Origin of the sequence: Mesorhizobium sp. M0185 (assembly GCF_040322175.1) — a bacterium.
In the GTDB taxonomy this organism is placed as follows: domain Bacteria; phylum Pseudomonadota; class Alphaproteobacteria; order Rhizobiales; family Rhizobiaceae; genus Mesorhizobium.
This window is the reverse complement of the sequence record NZ_JAMYSY010000007.1, coordinates 130,050-145,028: the sequence shown is the minus strand read 5'-3', so window position 1 is coordinate 145,028 and position 14,979 is coordinate 130,050. Positions and strand designations below refer to the sequence as shown.

Annotated in this window: 14 protein-coding genes and 1 riboswitch; of the genes, 4 read left to right on the top strand and 10 right to left on the bottom strand. The window is 64.0% G+C overall.

Annotated features, from left to right (window positions below; translation table 11 throughout):
• Positions 1 to 444: a D-erythrulose-4-phosphate isomerase gene (gene derI / locus NKJ20_RS08425; RefSeq protein WP_352452421.1), complete on the top strand. Its 444-nt coding sequence runs from the start codon at positions 1 to 3 to the stop codon at positions 442 to 444.
• On the opposite strand, the gene dhaL is transcribed toward derI, so the two are convergent.
• From dhaL to mtnK, 10 genes are all read right to left on the bottom strand, one after another.
• The gene (gene dhaL, locus NKJ20_RS08420) at positions 441 to 1,079 is read right to left on the bottom strand and encodes a dihydroxyacetone kinase subunit DhaL (protein ID WP_352452422.1); all 639 of its coding nucleotides are present in this window, start codon (positions 1,077 to 1,079) and stop codon (positions 441 to 443) included. The genes derI and dhaL overlap by 4 nt on opposite strands.
• A 9-nt stretch (positions 1,080 to 1,088) precedes the next feature.
• Positions 1,089 to 2,096 carry a dihydroxyacetone kinase subunit DhaK gene (locus tag NKJ20_RS08415; protein WP_352452423.1) on the bottom strand — a complete coding sequence of 336 codons (1,008 nt, stop codon included), beginning with the start codon at positions 2,094 to 2,096 and terminating at the stop codon, positions 1,089 to 1,091.
• Between the two features lie 66 nt (positions 2,097 to 2,162).
• A complete protein-coding gene (locus NKJ20_RS08410; RefSeq protein WP_352743512.1) occupies positions 2,163 to 2,636 on the bottom strand; it encodes a 6,7-dimethyl-8-ribityllumazine synthase in 474 nt (157 codons plus the stop codon).
• Positions 2,637 to 2,713: 77 nt separating this feature from the next.
• A riboswitch (FMN riboswitch) is annotated at positions 2,714 to 2,860 on the bottom strand.
• 116 nt (positions 2,861 to 2,976) lie between these two features.
• Positions 2,977 to 5,286: a xanthine dehydrogenase family protein molybdopterin-binding subunit gene (locus tag NKJ20_RS08405; RefSeq protein ID WP_352743511.1), complete on the bottom strand. Its 2,310-nt coding sequence runs from the start codon at positions 5,284 to 5,286 to the stop codon at positions 2,977 to 2,979.
• Positions 5,287 to 5,383: 97 nt separating this feature from the next.
• On the bottom strand, positions 5,384 to 5,854 hold the full coding sequence (locus NKJ20_RS08400) for a nuclear transport factor 2 family protein (RefSeq protein ID WP_352503006.1): 471 nt from the start codon (positions 5,852 to 5,854) through the stop codon (positions 5,384 to 5,386).
• 71 nt (positions 5,855 to 5,925) lie between these two features.
• The gene (locus NKJ20_RS08395) at positions 5,926 to 6,912 is read right to left on the bottom strand and encodes an FAD binding domain-containing protein (protein WP_352743510.1); all 987 of its coding nucleotides are present in this window, start codon (positions 6,910 to 6,912) and stop codon (positions 5,926 to 5,928) included.
• Positions 6,913 to 6,915: 3 nt separating this feature from the next.
• The gene (locus tag NKJ20_RS08390) at positions 6,916 to 7,575 is read right to left on the bottom strand and encodes a 2Fe-2S iron-sulfur cluster-binding protein (RefSeq protein ID WP_352743509.1); all 660 of its coding nucleotides are present in this window, start codon (positions 7,573 to 7,575) and stop codon (positions 6,916 to 6,918) included.
• 130 nt (positions 7,576 to 7,705) lie between these two features.
• Positions 7,706 to 8,590 (bottom strand): helix-turn-helix domain-containing protein, encoded by an 885-nt coding sequence (locus NKJ20_RS08385; RefSeq protein ID WP_352743508.1) that lies wholly within the window; start codon positions 8,588 to 8,590, stop codon positions 7,706 to 7,708.
• A gap of 181 nt (positions 8,591 to 8,771) precedes the next feature.
• On the bottom strand, positions 8,772 to 9,866 hold the full coding sequence (mtnA, locus tag NKJ20_RS08380; protein WP_352455228.1) for an S-methyl-5-thioribose-1-phosphate isomerase: 1,095 nt from the start codon (positions 9,864 to 9,866) through the stop codon (positions 8,772 to 8,774).
• Positions 9,863 to 11,134, bottom strand: a complete 1,272-nt coding sequence (gene mtnK / locus NKJ20_RS08375) for an S-methyl-5-thioribose kinase (protein WP_352743507.1) — start codon at positions 11,132 to 11,134, stop codon at positions 9,863 to 9,865. Before mtnK ends, mtnA begins: the two co-directional genes overlap by 4 nt.
• A gap of 135 nt (positions 11,135 to 11,269) precedes the next feature.
• Between mtnK and NKJ20_RS08370 the strand changes: the two genes are divergently transcribed.
• The 3 genes from NKJ20_RS08370 to NKJ20_RS08360 all read left to right on the top strand — a co-directional run bounded on the left by NKJ20_RS08370 (position 11,270) and on the right by NKJ20_RS08360 (position 14,962).
• A complete protein-coding gene (locus NKJ20_RS08370) occupies positions 11,270 to 12,781 on the top strand; it encodes a sugar ABC transporter ATP-binding protein (protein WP_352743506.1) in 1,512 nt (503 codons plus the stop codon).
• Positions 12,782 to 12,864: 83 nt separating this feature from the next.
• Positions 12,865 to 13,860: an ABC transporter permease gene (locus NKJ20_RS08365; RefSeq protein WP_023676003.1), complete on the top strand. Its 996-nt coding sequence runs from the start codon at positions 12,865 to 12,867 to the stop codon at positions 13,858 to 13,860.
• A 46-nt stretch (positions 13,861 to 13,906) separates the two neighbouring features.
• A complete protein-coding gene (locus NKJ20_RS08360) occupies positions 13,907 to 14,962 on the top strand; it encodes a substrate-binding domain-containing protein (protein WP_352743505.1) in 1,056 nt (351 codons plus the stop codon).
• The last annotated feature ends 17 nt before the right edge of the window (positions 14,963 to 14,979 follow it).

Here is a 14,979-nt window from a genome sequence, read left to right as displayed (position 1 = left end):
ATGAAAATTGCCATTGGAGCTGATAGCGCCGGCAAGCCGCTGCTCGACGTCATTGCCGCTCACCTCGCTACCCAGCCCGGCCTCACGGTTAGCGACCTCAGCCAGTCGGGCTACTATGCCGACCTGTCACAGAAGCTCGCGCAGACCATCCTGGACGGCGAAAACGATCGCGGCATCCTGTTTTGCGGCACCGGCATCGGCGTATCCATATCCGCCAACAAGGTGCCCGGCATTCGCGCCGCACTCACCCACGACACCTATTCGGCCGAGCGCGCGGCAAAATCCAACAACGCCCAGATCATCACCATGGGCGCCCGCGTCATCGGCCCGGAACTGGCCAAGTCGATCGTCGATGCATGGCTTGCATCGGAATTCGATGAGAAGGGACCATCGGCCGGCAATGTCCAGGCGATCGACAGGCTCGACGCGGCGAAGCGGGGTTAAGCCAGACTGTTCCGCATCGCTCTGATGATCGTCACCGCCGATGCGGCGCCGGGGTCCATATGCCCGAGCGAGCGCTCGCCGAGCCGCGATGAGCGGCCCTTGGCGGCGATCATGTCCTTGGTCGCCTCGGCACCTCGTTCGGCCGCTGCAAGTGCAGCCTCCAGGCTCTCGGACAGGCTCTTGCCAGCTTCCTGCGCGGCACCCGCTGCTTGCGCCGCCGGCAGCCAGGCGTCGACCATGGTCTTTTCGCCGAGCTCGGCCTTGCCGCGATCCTGGATGCCTTGCGCCATCGCCCGGAGCATGGCGATGATGTCAGCGTCCTCCAGAATTGCCTTGCCTTTGACGGCGGCCGCACCGCGCATGAAGGCGGTCGCATAGAGCGGGCCTGACGAGGCGCCGACCGCGTTGAGGAAGGATTTCGCCGCAGTGTTGAGCAGCGCCGTCGGCTCGGTCGCCGCGAGGTCGAGTTGCGCTAGTGCATCGCGCGCAGCAGTGAAGCCTAGTGCCATGGCGATGCCATGGTCGGCGTCGCCGATGACGCCGTCGAGTTGGCAGAGCCTGTCCTTGTCGGCGTCGATCGCCGCCGCGATCTCATCGAACATTCTTTTCAAGCCGACTGAATCGATCGAGGTCATGATGCTTTCTCAGCCGGCGCGGAACATGGCGCAGTCGCAAGGATGGTCGAGCATCCCCTGCAACTCGCCGTCGAGATGCATCAGCGTCACCGAGGCGCCGGCCATTTCGAGAGAGGTGCAGTAATTGCCGACCCAGGTCGCGTGGACGGAAATACCGACGTCATCCAGCCTCTGCTTGACGCGTCGGTTCATAATGTAGAGCTCCATCAACGGCGTTGAGCCGAGCGAATTGACCAGAACGGCGACCTTATCGCCGCGCGCCGGCGCCATCTCGTCGAGGACCTTGTCCAGCATTTCGTCGGTGATCTCGTCGGCCGTTTTCAACTTTCCACGCGCGGTGCCTGGCTCGCCGTGGATGCCCATGCCGATCTCCATTTCGTCCGGGCCGATCTCGAAATTGGGCCGGCGGGTCTGCGGCAGCGAGCAGGGCGACAGCGCCACGCCCATGGTGAAGGTGTGATCGTTGGCTTTCCTGGCGATACGCTCGCATTCATCGAATGACAGCATCTGGTCGCATGCGGCACCGGCGGCCTTGAAGATGAAGAAATTGCCGGCGACGCCGCGCCGCTTCTGCCTCTGGTCGCGCGGCGCCGAGGCGACATCGTCGGTGGTCAGCACGGTGCGCACCTCGATGTCGTCCATTGCCGCCATTTCGGCGGCCATGTCGAAGTTCATCACGTCGCCGGCATAGTTGCCGTACATGAACAGCACGCCGGCGCCACCGCTGGCCGCCTGGGCGCATTCGAGGATCGGGTCCGGCGGCGGCGAGGCGAAGACATTGCCGATCGCGGCGGCGTCGGCCAGCCCCTTGCCGACGAAGCCGAGGAAGGTCGGCTCATGGCCCGAGCCGCCGCCGATGACAAGGCCGACCTTGTCTGGGCGCGGTCCGTCGCGGGCGATAATGGCGCGCGGACTGCCGTCCGCGCTTCTGAGGTGGCGCGGATGCGCGGCCAGAATACCCTCCAGCATCTCGTCGACGGAGCGATTGCCGTCATTGATGATCTTCTTGGTCTGCACCGGCATCCTCCTGCTTCGTGAGATACTACAGCGCCTTACCGGGATTTCCACCCGGCGGTGGAGGTTTCACGCCGCGATGTGTTCGCGTGCCGCCAGCAGTTGCACGCAGGCACTGGCCGCCTCTTTGCCTTTGACCCTGAAATGCTCGAAGAAGAAGCGGTGATGGTCCGCGCTGTCATGGTAATTATGCGGCGTCAGCACCGCCGAAAGCACCGGCACGCCAGTCGACAATTGCACATTCATCATGCCGTCGATGACCGCGCTTGCAACAAACTCGTGCCGGTAGATGCCGCCATTGACGACGAACGCGGCGCCGAGGATAGCGGCATAGCGGCCGGTCACGGCAAGCGTCTTTGCATGCAGGGGAATCTCATAAGCGCCAGGCACATCGAAGACATCGACGGCAACGCGTTTCTCTCCGAGAACCGCCAGTTCCGCCTCGAATGCTTCAACGCATTGGTCGACGATATCGGCATGCCAACGCGCGCGAATGACGGCAACGCGGATCGTTTCATAGTCGTTGTGGGAATGCTGATTCATGGGTCCATCCTTCCGTTTCGAACCAGAATCAGGACGCACGATATGGAGTCCGAACCGCGAAAGCGGACCGTCTTCCATTTCGTTCTCTTCCATCCGGACTGTGACCGTCGGCTCCGGAATCACACCGGATCTGCTGACCCCTCCGGCTAACCGGAAAGCGCTCGCGGGCTTGGGCCGAGACCCTTACCGCCGGTGGGGACTTTCGGCCCGCCCTGAGAACATTGACGGCGTTTGTATGGAAGGACCGGAAAGCGCTGTCAACCACCGGCATCGTCATCGATGGCGCAGAAATAGCGATCCGTTTCGACCTGGTCACCGTTGAGGGCGAGGGAGGAGAGCGTCAAATGGCGATCACAGGTAAGGCAGGCAGCACCTTGTCCAAGGTGATGGGAAATTCACGCACTCGCACGCCGGCCGCGTTGTAAACGGCGTTGGCGACAGCAGCCCCCGCACCGCACACGCCGAGCTCGCCGAGACCCTTTGCGCCAAGCGGGTTGGCCTTGTCGTCGTCTTCCTCGAGGAAGGCGACCTCCATATCGGGGACATCGCCATTGACCGGCACATGATACTCGGCAAGATCGTGATTGACGAAGTGGCCGTAGCGCGGGTCGAGCACCGTCTGCTCCATCAGCGCTGCACCGATCCCCCAGGTCATGCCGCCGATGATTTGCGAGCGCGCGGTCTTGGCGTTGAGGATACGGCCCGCGCCGATCACAGCCAGCATCCGGCGCATGCGGATTTCACCGGTATCGCAATCGACAGCGACCTCTGCGAAATGCGCGCCATAGGAATGCTGCGAATAGGTCTTGTATGACTGGGTGGTGGCGCCCGCGGCTACGGAGCCTTCGGCTTCGAGCCCGTCGGGAGAGATCCCTCGGATAAGATCGGCCAGGCTCGCCGATCGCTGGCCGACCCTGACCTCGCCGTCGGCAAAGCTTGCCTCGGTGGCGTTCGCGCCGCGCAACGGCGAGGCTTCGTTCGACTGCGCCGCCTCCAGGATCTGTTTCTTGAGGACGTTGCATGCATTATGCAAGGCCGAACCCGCGCTTGCTGCGCCCCAGGACCCGCCGGAGCCGGCGGTACGCGGGAAGCGGCTGTCGCCGAGCTCCACCTTGACGGACGAGATCGGCAGGCCGAGGCTCTCGGCGGCAATCTGGGTCAGGATCGTATAGGTGCCGGTCCCAATATCGGTCATGTCGAGCCGCGCCGTCACCCGACCGTCCCGGTCGATCGCAACCCGCGCCGTCGCCGCGCCGATATAGTTCGGACGGATCGCCGCCGCCATGCCGTGGCCGATAAGCTTGCGGCCCTCCCGAGTTCGGCCCGGTGTCGGGTTTCTCCGCTCCCAGCCGAAACGGCGGGCGCCTTCCTCCATGCAGGCGACGAGATTGCGGGTGGAGAACGGCACGCCGCGCTCGGGATCCTGTGCCGGTTCGTTGCGGATCCTGAGTTCGATCGGGTCCAGACCGGCGCGCTCGGCGAGCTCATCCATGGCGCATTCGAAAGCCAGCATGCCGGGCGCTTCGCCGGGCGAGCGCATCCATTCGCCGCGGTTGATGTCCAGCGGAACCAGGCGATGGCGGGTGAGACGGTTCGGCGCCGCGTAGAGCGAGCGCGCAAAAACTGCCGTTTGTTCGCAGTACTCCTCGAAGCTGGACGTTGCCGACCAGACATCGTGCGCGATCCCGGTGAGCCGCCCGTCAGTGTCCGCGCCGAGACGTACCTGTTGGACCATCTCTGCGCGATGACCGGCATTGGCGAACATCTGTTGTCGCGTCAGCGCGATCTTCACGGGGCGCTGCAGCACCTGCGCTGCAAGTGCGGCCAGGATCGTGTCGGCATGGGCAATCAGCTTGGAGCCGAAGCCTCCGCCGATGAAGGGGCTGACGATGCGCACTCGCTCGAGCGGGATGCGAAGCGTGCTGGCGACCCCGGCCCGGAAGTTCGCGAGGGTCTGCGCCGATGTTCGGATCGTCAGCTCGTTGCCTGACCAGGCAGCAAGCGTCGCATGCGGCTCCATCGGATTGTGATGTTCGAAGGGGGTCCCGTAAGTGGAGTCGATCTTGATCGGCGCCGTCGCAAAGGCGCGCTCGAAGTCGCCGACCACGCTGTCGGTCTCGAAGCCGGCATTGGTCCGCTTTGGCGCGTAGGCGTCGGCGATATGTCCCGGTAGATCGTAGAGGCCCGGCTCCTCGTCGTAGCGTACTCTGATGAGGCCCGCAGCAGCGCGTGCAGCCTCGAACGTCTCCGCAATGACCAGCGCGACCGGCTCGTCGTAATGCCGTACCCGATCGCTGTTGAGCGCGGGCCGGGGGCGCGTGAAGACCTCCGGCACCGTTGGCGTGACCGTTGGGCCGAAATCCGGCTGGGCCGGCGCATTCCGGTGCGTCATGACGAGCAGCACTGCCGGCGCCCGTTCGGCTTCGGCCGTGTCGATCTCGGCGATGCGGCCCTTGGCGACGGAGGCGCCGAGAATGTAGCCATAGGCTGTACCATCCAGCTCATTCTCGTAAGCGTATGTGGCGCCGCCCGTCACTTTGAGCGGACCGTCGATGCGGTCGATCGGCCGCCCGATGATGCCAGCATCGGCACGAGGTTTCACCCTTGAATGGGTGGCGGAGCCGGGCAGTCCGGGTATGGTCTCGTTCATAAGTCACCTAAAGATTTTTCATCTGGAGTTCGGAGGCATCGAGGCCGCGACGACGCGCTTCCTCGCACCTTTATGTTCGTCGCGCGGCGGCCGGAGCTCACGCGGCGATCTCGCCGAAATACTCGCGAAACTCGACCAGCCTCCCTGTTGGGCCGGCTCGCATGAAGATCGCATGCAGGCCAGTGTAGGGTGCGCCACCGATTGTCCCGCTCCCGCGATCGCAGACGATGACCCAGTCGGCGGCGAAGAGCTTGAGATCGACGGTCGATTTCGTGATCCTGTTCCCCTGCGCTTGATGCGCGGCGGTCCAGGCTGCGAGTGCCCGTTTGCCCTCTGGCGGTCCGTGTCGGCCTCGTTGCTCGCCGACAGGGAATTGGAAGGTCATCGTCTCATCGCAACAGTCAAGGAATGCCGTCCAGTCGCCAGAGGCCCAGCCGGCAAAGAAGGCGTCTACGGCGGCCTCGAGCCCGTGACGAGCTCCCGGGTCGGATGTGGCGCCCCAGGCTGTGGCGGCAGAGACGAGAAGGCCGCCACCCGCGGCGGCAACGGCGCGTCGCGTGAGTTTCATATCGATCTCCTGCTCGGCGCCGGCATCTGGGAACAGCGGTTCGGGGTCGTCGTCTCTGTCATCGCATCGCCTCATGCACTCTCGGCGGCAGCAGCCAGCGTGTGCCGTATCGTCCGTTTCGCCAGCGGGATCTTGAAACCATTGGCGCCATGACCGACGGCTCCGGCGAGCGCGGCTTCGGCCGCGTCGCTAAAGGCACCGTCGGATGCCGCCGCGCCTGCCAGCGCGCGCTCCGCCTCCGTCGCGCGCCAGGGTTTCGCTGCCACGCCGCCCATGGCGATCCGAGTGCTTCGGATACGGTCGCCGCTTTTCTCGACGATTGCTGCCACCGACACCAGCGCGAAGGCGTAGGAAGCACGGTCGCGCACCTTGCGGTAAACCTGTCGGCCGGGTGGCGGCGGCGGCAGGGCAACCGAGACGACTATTTCGCCGTGGCCGAGCACGGTCTCCACCTGGGGCGTCGCCTCGGGCAACCGATGGAAATCGCCGATCGGGATCGTGCGGGTCTCGCCGCCGGGCGAGACGGTCTCAATCCTGGCGTCGAGCCCGGACATGGCGACCGCCATGTCGGAGGGATGGACCGCAATGCAGGCTTCGCTCGCGCCGAGTACGGCGTGCATGCGATTGAAGCCCTGAAGTGCCGCGCAGCCCGAACCCGGCTGGCGCTTGTTGCAGGGCATGTTGCGGTCGTAGAAATAGGGACAGCGCGTGCGCTGCAGGAGATTGCCGCTGGTCGAGGCCTTGTTGCGTATCTGTCCGGACGCTCCCGCCAGCAGCGCTTGCGTGAGCATCGGATAGCGCGACCTTACCCGCGGGTCGGCGGCAAGATCGCTATTGCGGACCTGGGCACCGATCCGAAGTCCGCCTTCCGCCGTCTCCTCGATCCGATCAAGCGGCAGCCGGCTGATGTCGACGAGATGCGCTGGGCGCTCGATCTCGAGCTTCATCAGGTCGAGCAGGTTGGTGCCGCCGCTGATGAACTTGGCGTCCGGCCGGGCCGCAACCGCGGCCGCCGCCTGCTCAGCACTCGCCGCACGTTCATAAGTGAAGGACTGCATTGCTCATGCCTCCTCTGCCGCGTCGCGGATTGCAGCGACAATGTTCGGATAGGCGGCGCAACGGCAGATGTTGCCGCTCATCCGCTCGCGGATCTCGGCATCGGTGAGAGCGACGGAAGCCGCTGCCACGTCGGCGCTCGCATGGCTTGGCCAACCGGCCCGCGCCTCGCCCAGCATGCCAACCGCCGAGCAGATCTGGCCTGGCGTACAGTAGCCGCACTGGAAACCGTCGCGGGCGATGAAGGCGGCCTGGACCGGATGCAGCCGGTCACCCTCGGCAAGGCCCTCGATAGTGGTGATCTCGTCGCCTTCATGCATTGCGGCAAGCGTCAGGCAGGAATTGATCCGGCGCCCATCGACGAGCACCGTGCATGCGCCGCACTGGCCGTGGTCGCAGCCCTTCTTCGAGCCGGTGAGGCCGAGATGGTTGCGCAGGGCGTCGAGCAACGTCGTCCGCGGGTCGAGCTCGACGGCAAGATCCTTCGCGTTGATCCGTAACGACATCGTCATCGTCGGTAGCGGCGAGGACGATGCAGCCGCCGTGACGGTCTCGGCCGGCTCGGCGTCAACCGGTAGTCCAGTAACCAGGAGCACCCCGGTCGCAACACCGCCTTCCAATACCATCCGACGCGTCGGCCCGCTCCTGTTGTCCGTTTTGGCCATGCATGATCTCCCAGCCGCAATGAAGCGCAGACGGCAACTTGACCCGAGCGAACCCTCGGGTTCTGTCACCCAACGACACCGGAGGTGGGAGTGCGGGCGGCGGCTTTCTTTCAAGAAACCGGCGGCACTATCAGGATTCTGGAGAAGAATTCAGCCGATAGGCACGAGGCGTCATGCCCCTCAGACGTCGGAAGGTCGTGGTGAAGTGGCTCTGGCTTGAGAAGCCAAGCCGAAAGGCAATGACACCGATCGACAAACCCGTTTCGCGCAGCAGCGCCTCCGCTCGCCGCACCCGTTCCTCGATCACATAGGCGTAGGGTGCAAGGCCGGTCGTCGCCTTGAAGCGACGCGCAAAACTGTCGACGGCCATGCCCGCGGCGGCTGCCAGCTCGCTTAGCGAAATGTCGGAATTCATATGCGCATCGATGTAATCCCGAACGCGACCAAGTGCCCGGCGGCTGAGACAGCCGTGACGTACTAACCGCGGTTGCTCCCGGCTCAGGTTGGCCACGCGGAGACTGACGAGGGCGACCAGATGCTCGACATAGGCAGTGTCTGGCTTGTGGCCGAGTGCCATCTCGTCACGAAGCGAACTCAGCAGCGTGGCGACGACCGCGTCTTTCTTGTTTACCAGTATAGGCAGGTTCCTCAGGCGTTCGCATCCGGGAAGCCCGATATCGGGATCGATCCACAGGGCTGAATAGGAGAGGTTTACATCGCGATAGAAGCCCTGTCGTTCCGCGCCTGCCGGGACGAAGGTGAGGGCTCCGGGACGGTCCATTCCGTCGTAAAGGGATCGTGCCTCGTGCCGGATGGATGTATGGGACGTGCCGCCTTCTTCGGTCAGCACGATCAGATGATGAGGGGCTGTCCAGCGGAGCTCCGCCTCCCGGCACGCCCACCGCCGGTTGTCGAAGACGATCGAGGAGCTGACCCATGACGCGGTTTGCAGGGGCTCCGACTTCTCGTCCTGGCTCCGAACCCGTCCGTCACCAAGCAATGGTCTGAATGACATCGCGGTATCCCGCTGGTTCACTCGCCGAGCCGTGGGCAACCCCGGCTTCGAGCGTTGGGCGCCGCCCCGCCGCTACGCATACGGCCGTCCATGTGGGACAGGCAACGGGCGTTTTTAACCGTGCCGTGTTCAAGAAATCGTGAGATCAGGCAAATCCGGAGCGCCCTCTCGGCAAAGCGGATCATCCGCGCTCGGGAAACATCGCCCTCAGGCCTTCGCGCGAGGCCGTAGCGACACCGCGTTCGGTGATCAAGCCGGTGACCAGCCGCGCCGGCGTCACGTCGAAGGCCGGATTGGCCGCCGGCGTGGCTTCCGGCGATACGCGGACCTGGGCGATCTCACCGGAAGCGGTCTTGCCCCAGACCAGTGAGACCTCGTCGGGCGAGCGCTGTTCGATCGGGATGTCGGCCAGCCCGTCGCCCACGGTCCAGTCGATCGTCGGCGACGGCAGCGCGACATAGAACGGCACGTCGTTGTCGTCGGCGGCGAGCGCCTTGAGATAGGTACCGATCTTATTGCAGACATCGCCGTCGGCGGTGGTCCTGTCGGTGCCGACGACGACCATGTCGATCTGGCCGCGCTGCATCAGATGGCCGCCGGCATTGTCGACGATCAGCGTATGCGGCACGCCGTGGCCCGCCATCTCCCAGGCGGTCAATTGGGCACCCTGGTTGCGGGGTCGCGTTTCGTCGACATAGACATGGACTGGAATGCCGGCTTCCGTCGCCAGATAGATCGGCGCGGTGGCGGTGCCGTAGTCGACCGTGGCCAGCCAGCCGGCGTTGCAGTGGGTCAGGATATTGACCGGTTCGCCCGGCTGCTTGCGCGCCGCGATCGCCTTGATGATTTCGAGCCCATGGGCGCCGATGGCGCGGTTGAGGCCGACATCCTCGTCGGCGATCTCGCCGGCACGCCGATAGGCAGCCGCGGCACGTTCTGCCAGGGGAAGCGTCAGCAGGAAGCGCTGCATTTCGTTCAGCGCCCAGCGCAAATTGATCGCCGTCGGGCGCGTTTCGTGCAACGTTGCCCAGACGGCGTCGAGTGCTGCATCCGACGGATCGTCGGCCATCTGCATGGCGACGCCATAGGCCGCGGTGACGCCGATCAGCGGCGCCCCGCGAACCCACATGTCGCGGATTGCCGTGGCGATGCCGGCGACGGTATCGATCTTTTCGATACGGAAATCATGCGGCAGCCAGCGCTGGTCGATGATCTCCACCGAACGCCCGTCGTCACTCGGCCAGATGGTGCGGTAGTGGCGGTCGCCGACGTTCAAATCCTGCTCTCCCGTTCGATCAGCGCGGCCAACCGGTTGACCTCGTCGATGCTGTGGATCTGGCGCCGGTTGACGGCGAGGTGGCGGCCGAATTTCAGCGCCTTTGCCTCACATCTGGCGCGCAGATCCGGATCGGCAATGGTCTCGAAATCGGCATTGTGGGCAAGGCCGAGAATTCGCCGGTGAACCTCGACGCCGGCAAAGCCGAGCAGATCGGTCCAGATCGAATGCAGCATGTGGTCTAGCGCCTGCTCGGCGCCAAGCCTGTCGCCCTGATCTTCGAACAGGCTCTTCTGGTAGAGCATGCCGGTACGCTCGGTTCGCCACAGATGCGAGAACTCGGCGCGAAACACCGACCATGTCTCGACCGTAACGCCGAGCAGATAGTCACGCATGGCGTCGCGGCTTCCGTCCTGTTCATGGCCGCGCTGCGAGAAGAACGCCATCCAGAAATTGGCGAGCAGCATGCCGACGTCGAAGGCGATCGGCCCGTAGAAGGCGAATTCGGGGTCGATCATCCTCGTTTCGGTGTCGGTGACCATGATCGAGCCGGAATGCAGGTCGCCATGCAGCAGCGTCTCGGCATTGGCAGCGAAGATGTGCTTCATGCGCTGCGCCTCGACCTTGAGGTCGCGGTCGGCGCGCAGCTCGGCGACAATGCCATCGAGCTGCGGGCTGGTGTGCCGGTTCATCTTGGCATCGAAATACGGATCCGAGAAAACCAGGTTCTCGGTGATGTCGCAGAGTTCGACATTGTCGGCGAACAGTGCCAGATCGGCCTTGCGGTCCTTGGTCGCCATATGCAGGTCGGAGCCGCGAAACAACGTGCGGGCCATGAACAAGCCGATGTCTGTCGCGATGTTGGGCAATTGCCGGCCTTCGATCAGCGCCCGCCGCAGGATAATGTGCGGCGACAGATACTCCATGATGATCAGCGCCTGGCCTTCGTCGAAGTGATAGATATCGGGCACCGAACCCGGCGCCCGCGCCTGTTGCCGCGTCAGCGCATGGTATTCGAAGAAGGAGCGTTTTAGCGGCAGCGGCCAGCTGTCGCCGACCAGCCGGACGTAGGGCAGGGCCTGCTTGACGACGGCCGCACCCTCAGCACCCTCGACGATGAACACCAGGTTCAGATTGCCATCGCCGACTTCACGAACCTTCCACTGGCTCGTATCCTTGCCGATCTGCGAACACAGGGGCTCGTTGGCACCGAGACGGCCCGCCAGTGTCTCGACCGACAGTGCTTCGAACGGCGATTTCCCAGTCATCCTCACCTCCCGCTCATGTGCTCCGATGATAGCGGAGCCAACGCGGTCGGGCCAAGCTAGGAAGCCTGCTGGCAATTGTCAATCGTGTTGACAATTGCCGATATAGCCCATAGCGTCATGGTCAGGGAGGAACGAATGGGCAATGATGCCGTGTTCCGCGTCGACGGCCTGAGGAAATCCTTTGGCCATATCGAGGTGCTTGGCGGCGTCTCGCTCGAATTGCATGCCGGCGAAGTGACCGTGCTGATGGGCGCCAACGGCGCCGGCAAATCCACCCTCGTCAAGATCATCAGTGGCGTCTACGACCATGGCGGCGGCTCGATGTCGCTTGCCGGTCATGAGTTCGACCCGAAAACCCCGGCGGAGGCGATCCGCGCCGGCGTCGTTACCGTCCACCAGAACATCAATGACGGTGTCGTCGCCGACCTCGACGTCGCCACCAACCTTACCCTCGACAGGCTGAGCGGCAGCGGCGTGCCGACGCTGTTCAATCCAGGCCGGGTGCGTCGCGAGGCAAAGGCGGTGGCCGATCGCATGGGACTGGCCATCGACCTCAAGGCCCGGATCAGCGATCTCTCTCTGGCCGACCGCCAGATGGTGGCGATCGCCCGCGCCATGGCGCACCGGCCGAAAGTGCTGATCCTCGACGAGCCGACTTCCTCGCTGTCCAGCGCCGAGGCCGACCGGCTGTTCGCATTGCTCGACCGGCTCCGCCAGCAAGGCGTGGCGATCCTCTACATCTCGCACCGTATGTCGGACATCAGGCGGCTTGCCGATCGCATCATTTCGATGCGCGACGGGGTCATCTCAGGCATCTTCGACAAGAAGCCGCTGGATTACGAAGGTGCGGTCAACGCCATGCTCGGCCGTAAGATCCAGCTCGAGCGGATCGTCGCCAGGAATTCGGCCAAAGCAATTTTCACTGCCGACGCGCTGCGGATTGCTGAAGGCGCCAGGCCGATCTCGCTGACGCTCGGCGATGGCGAGGTCGTTGCCATCACCGGCCTTGTCGGTGTCGGCAAGACCGCGCTCGCCGAGACGCTGTTCGGCCTGCGCCAGCCGCTGGCCGGGACCATGGTGCTGAACGGGAAACCTTATGCTCCGGCATCGACCGGCGAAGCGATTGCCGCCGGTGTGTTTCTCGTCGCCAAGGACCGAGGCGAAAACGGCATCGTCGGCGACTTCAACATCCAGGAAAACATCAGCCTGCCGTTCCACAGCCGCATGTCGCGTCTCGGCGTTCTCAAACACCGTATCGAACGGGCCATTGCCCGCCAGCAGATCCAGGAGCTCGGCATCGTCTGCCGCTCCGAGAGGGACGAGATGGCGTCGCTTTCCGGCGGCAATCAGCAGAAGGTGATGGTCGCCCGCTGGATGTCGCAGGCGGCAAGGCTTTTCATCCTCGACGAGCCGTTTCAAGGTGTGGACATCTCGGCCAGACGCGATATCGCCGCAAAGCTGCGGGCGAGCGCCCACGGCCGCGCGACGCTGCTGTTCGTCACCGAACTCGACGAAGCCCTGGAGACGGCCGATCGCATCATGGTGATGTCGGAGCAGACGATCGTCGGCGAGCACCGCAATACCGATGTCGATCTCGAGCGGCTACTGGCCGAAGTGGCGGGCGGGCCGTTGCACAGCGCAGCCTGACGGCGGGAAGACGATGAGAATTGGAATGGAGAGGGCATGAATTCGGGTTGGATAATGACGGTGCCAGCGTGCGGGAGCGCTGAATGATCCTGCGCGACAATGCTATTCGCTACGGCTTCATCGTTCTGTTGTTCGGGCTGATCGCCTATTTCGCCGTCGCCGCCGATGGTTTCGTCTCGCCGCAAAGTGCTGTCTTCATCTTCCAGTCGGTCGCCATCACCGGTGTTCTGGCGCTCGGCGTCACCGCCACGCTGGTCGTCGGCGGCTTCGACCTGTCGATCGGCTCGGTCGCCACCAGCGCCATGATGGCGGCTGCCTATGTAATGGTGGTGCTGGGGCAGAACGCCGTCGTGGCGGTCGTCGTCTGTCTTGTGATCGGCGCCGTGGTCGGCCTGATCAATGGCTGGCTGATCGTCTATATGCGGGTTCCGGACCTTTTGGCGACGCTCGGCATGATGTTCCTGCTTGTCGGCCTGCAGCGCATCCCGACCGAAGGCCGTTCGATCGCCACCGGCATGACCATGCCCGACGGCTCGGTCGCCAACGGCAGCTTCGGCGCCGCGTTCCTGGCGCTTGGCCGCCATCGCTTCGATTTCTTCATCCCGAACCTCATTCCGGTGTCGGTCGTCGTCCTGCTCGTGCTGGCGGTGCTGATCTGGTTCTTTCTCGAATACACCCGTTTCGGGCGCATGATGTATGCGGTCGGCAGCAACGAACGCGCCGCAGAACTCGCCGGCGCGCCTGTCAAGGCATACAAAATCTGGGCCTATGTGATTTCGGGAGTTTTTGCCTCGATCGGCGGCATTTTGCTCGCTGCCCGGCTTGGACGCGGCGACATCGCCTCGGGTAATAATCTGTTGCTCGACGCGGTGGCTGCGGCACTCATCGGTTACGCGGTTCTCGGCGCCGCCAAGCCGAACGCCTTCGGCACGGCTGTCGGCGCGGTGTTTGTCGGCGTGCTGCTGCAGGGCCTGACGATGATGAACGCGCCTTACTACACGCAGGATTTCGTCAAGGGCGTGGTTCTCGTGGTCGCCCTTGTCTTTACCTTCGCCCTGTCCGGCAGGGGCAGGAGATAGGGTTCGACCGGGTCACATTTTGGGTTCAACAAGTGGAGGAAGCGACGTGAACATCACAAGAAGACTTTTGGGGAAGGCAGCGCTCGGGCTTGCCGGCGCAACATTGCTGATGCAGTTGCCGGCGATGGCGCAGGACAGGCCGGCGCCGTTCGACAAGCCGGGCGCCGTCAAGATAGCGCTGGTCCGCTATCTCTCGACCGGCGACTTCTTCCAGGCGTATTTGTCCGGCGTCGAGGCGCAGGCCAAGGCACTCGGCGTCGATCTGCGCGTGCTCGACAGCCGCCAGGATGCGGCGCTTCAGGCGGACATGGTCGACCAGGCCATCGCGCTCGGCGTCCAGGGCATCATCATCCAGCACGGCCTGACGGAATCGATGAAGGACGCCGCCCAGCGTGCCGTCGATGCCGGCATCAAGGTCGTCGCCTTCGACGTCAATGTCGAAAACCCCAAGATCCCGCAGATCGAACAGTCCGACCGCGACCTCGCCCGCCTGGCGCTCGAACAGGCGGTCAAGGACAATGGCGAGAGCTGGAAGGCCGGCTATGTCTATGTCGCCGGCATCGCGCCGCTCGATCGCCGCAACGAGACCTGGGTCGAATTCAAGAAGAAATATTCGGGCATCGACGAAGTTGCCATGTTCGGCACGCTCGATAACCCGATCGCCAATTCCGTCGCCAACCAGGCCCGTTCGGTGCTATCGGCCCATCCCGACATCAAGGTGATGTTCGCGCCCTATGACGAATTCGCCAAAGGCGTGAAGATCGCCGTCGACGAGGCCGGGCTGAACAAGGACATCAAGATCTATTCGGCCGACATCTCGACCTCGGATATCGCCGCGATGCGCGAGCCGGACAGCGCCTGGGCGGCAACCGCCGCCACCAACCCGGCCGTCGTCGGCCAGGTCTCGGTGCGTGCGCTGGCGCAGCTGTTGGCCGGTGAAGATCCCGGCCACAACGTCATTGTGCCGCCGACGCTGATCACCCAGAAGGACCTCGTCGACAAGGACATCAAGAACATGGAAGACCTCTCGGCCAAGCTGCCGCAATTCGCCCATGCCGACGTCGCGATGCCTGCCTGGATGCCGAACCCGAACGCGAAGTAATTTTCGCTATAGGCAAA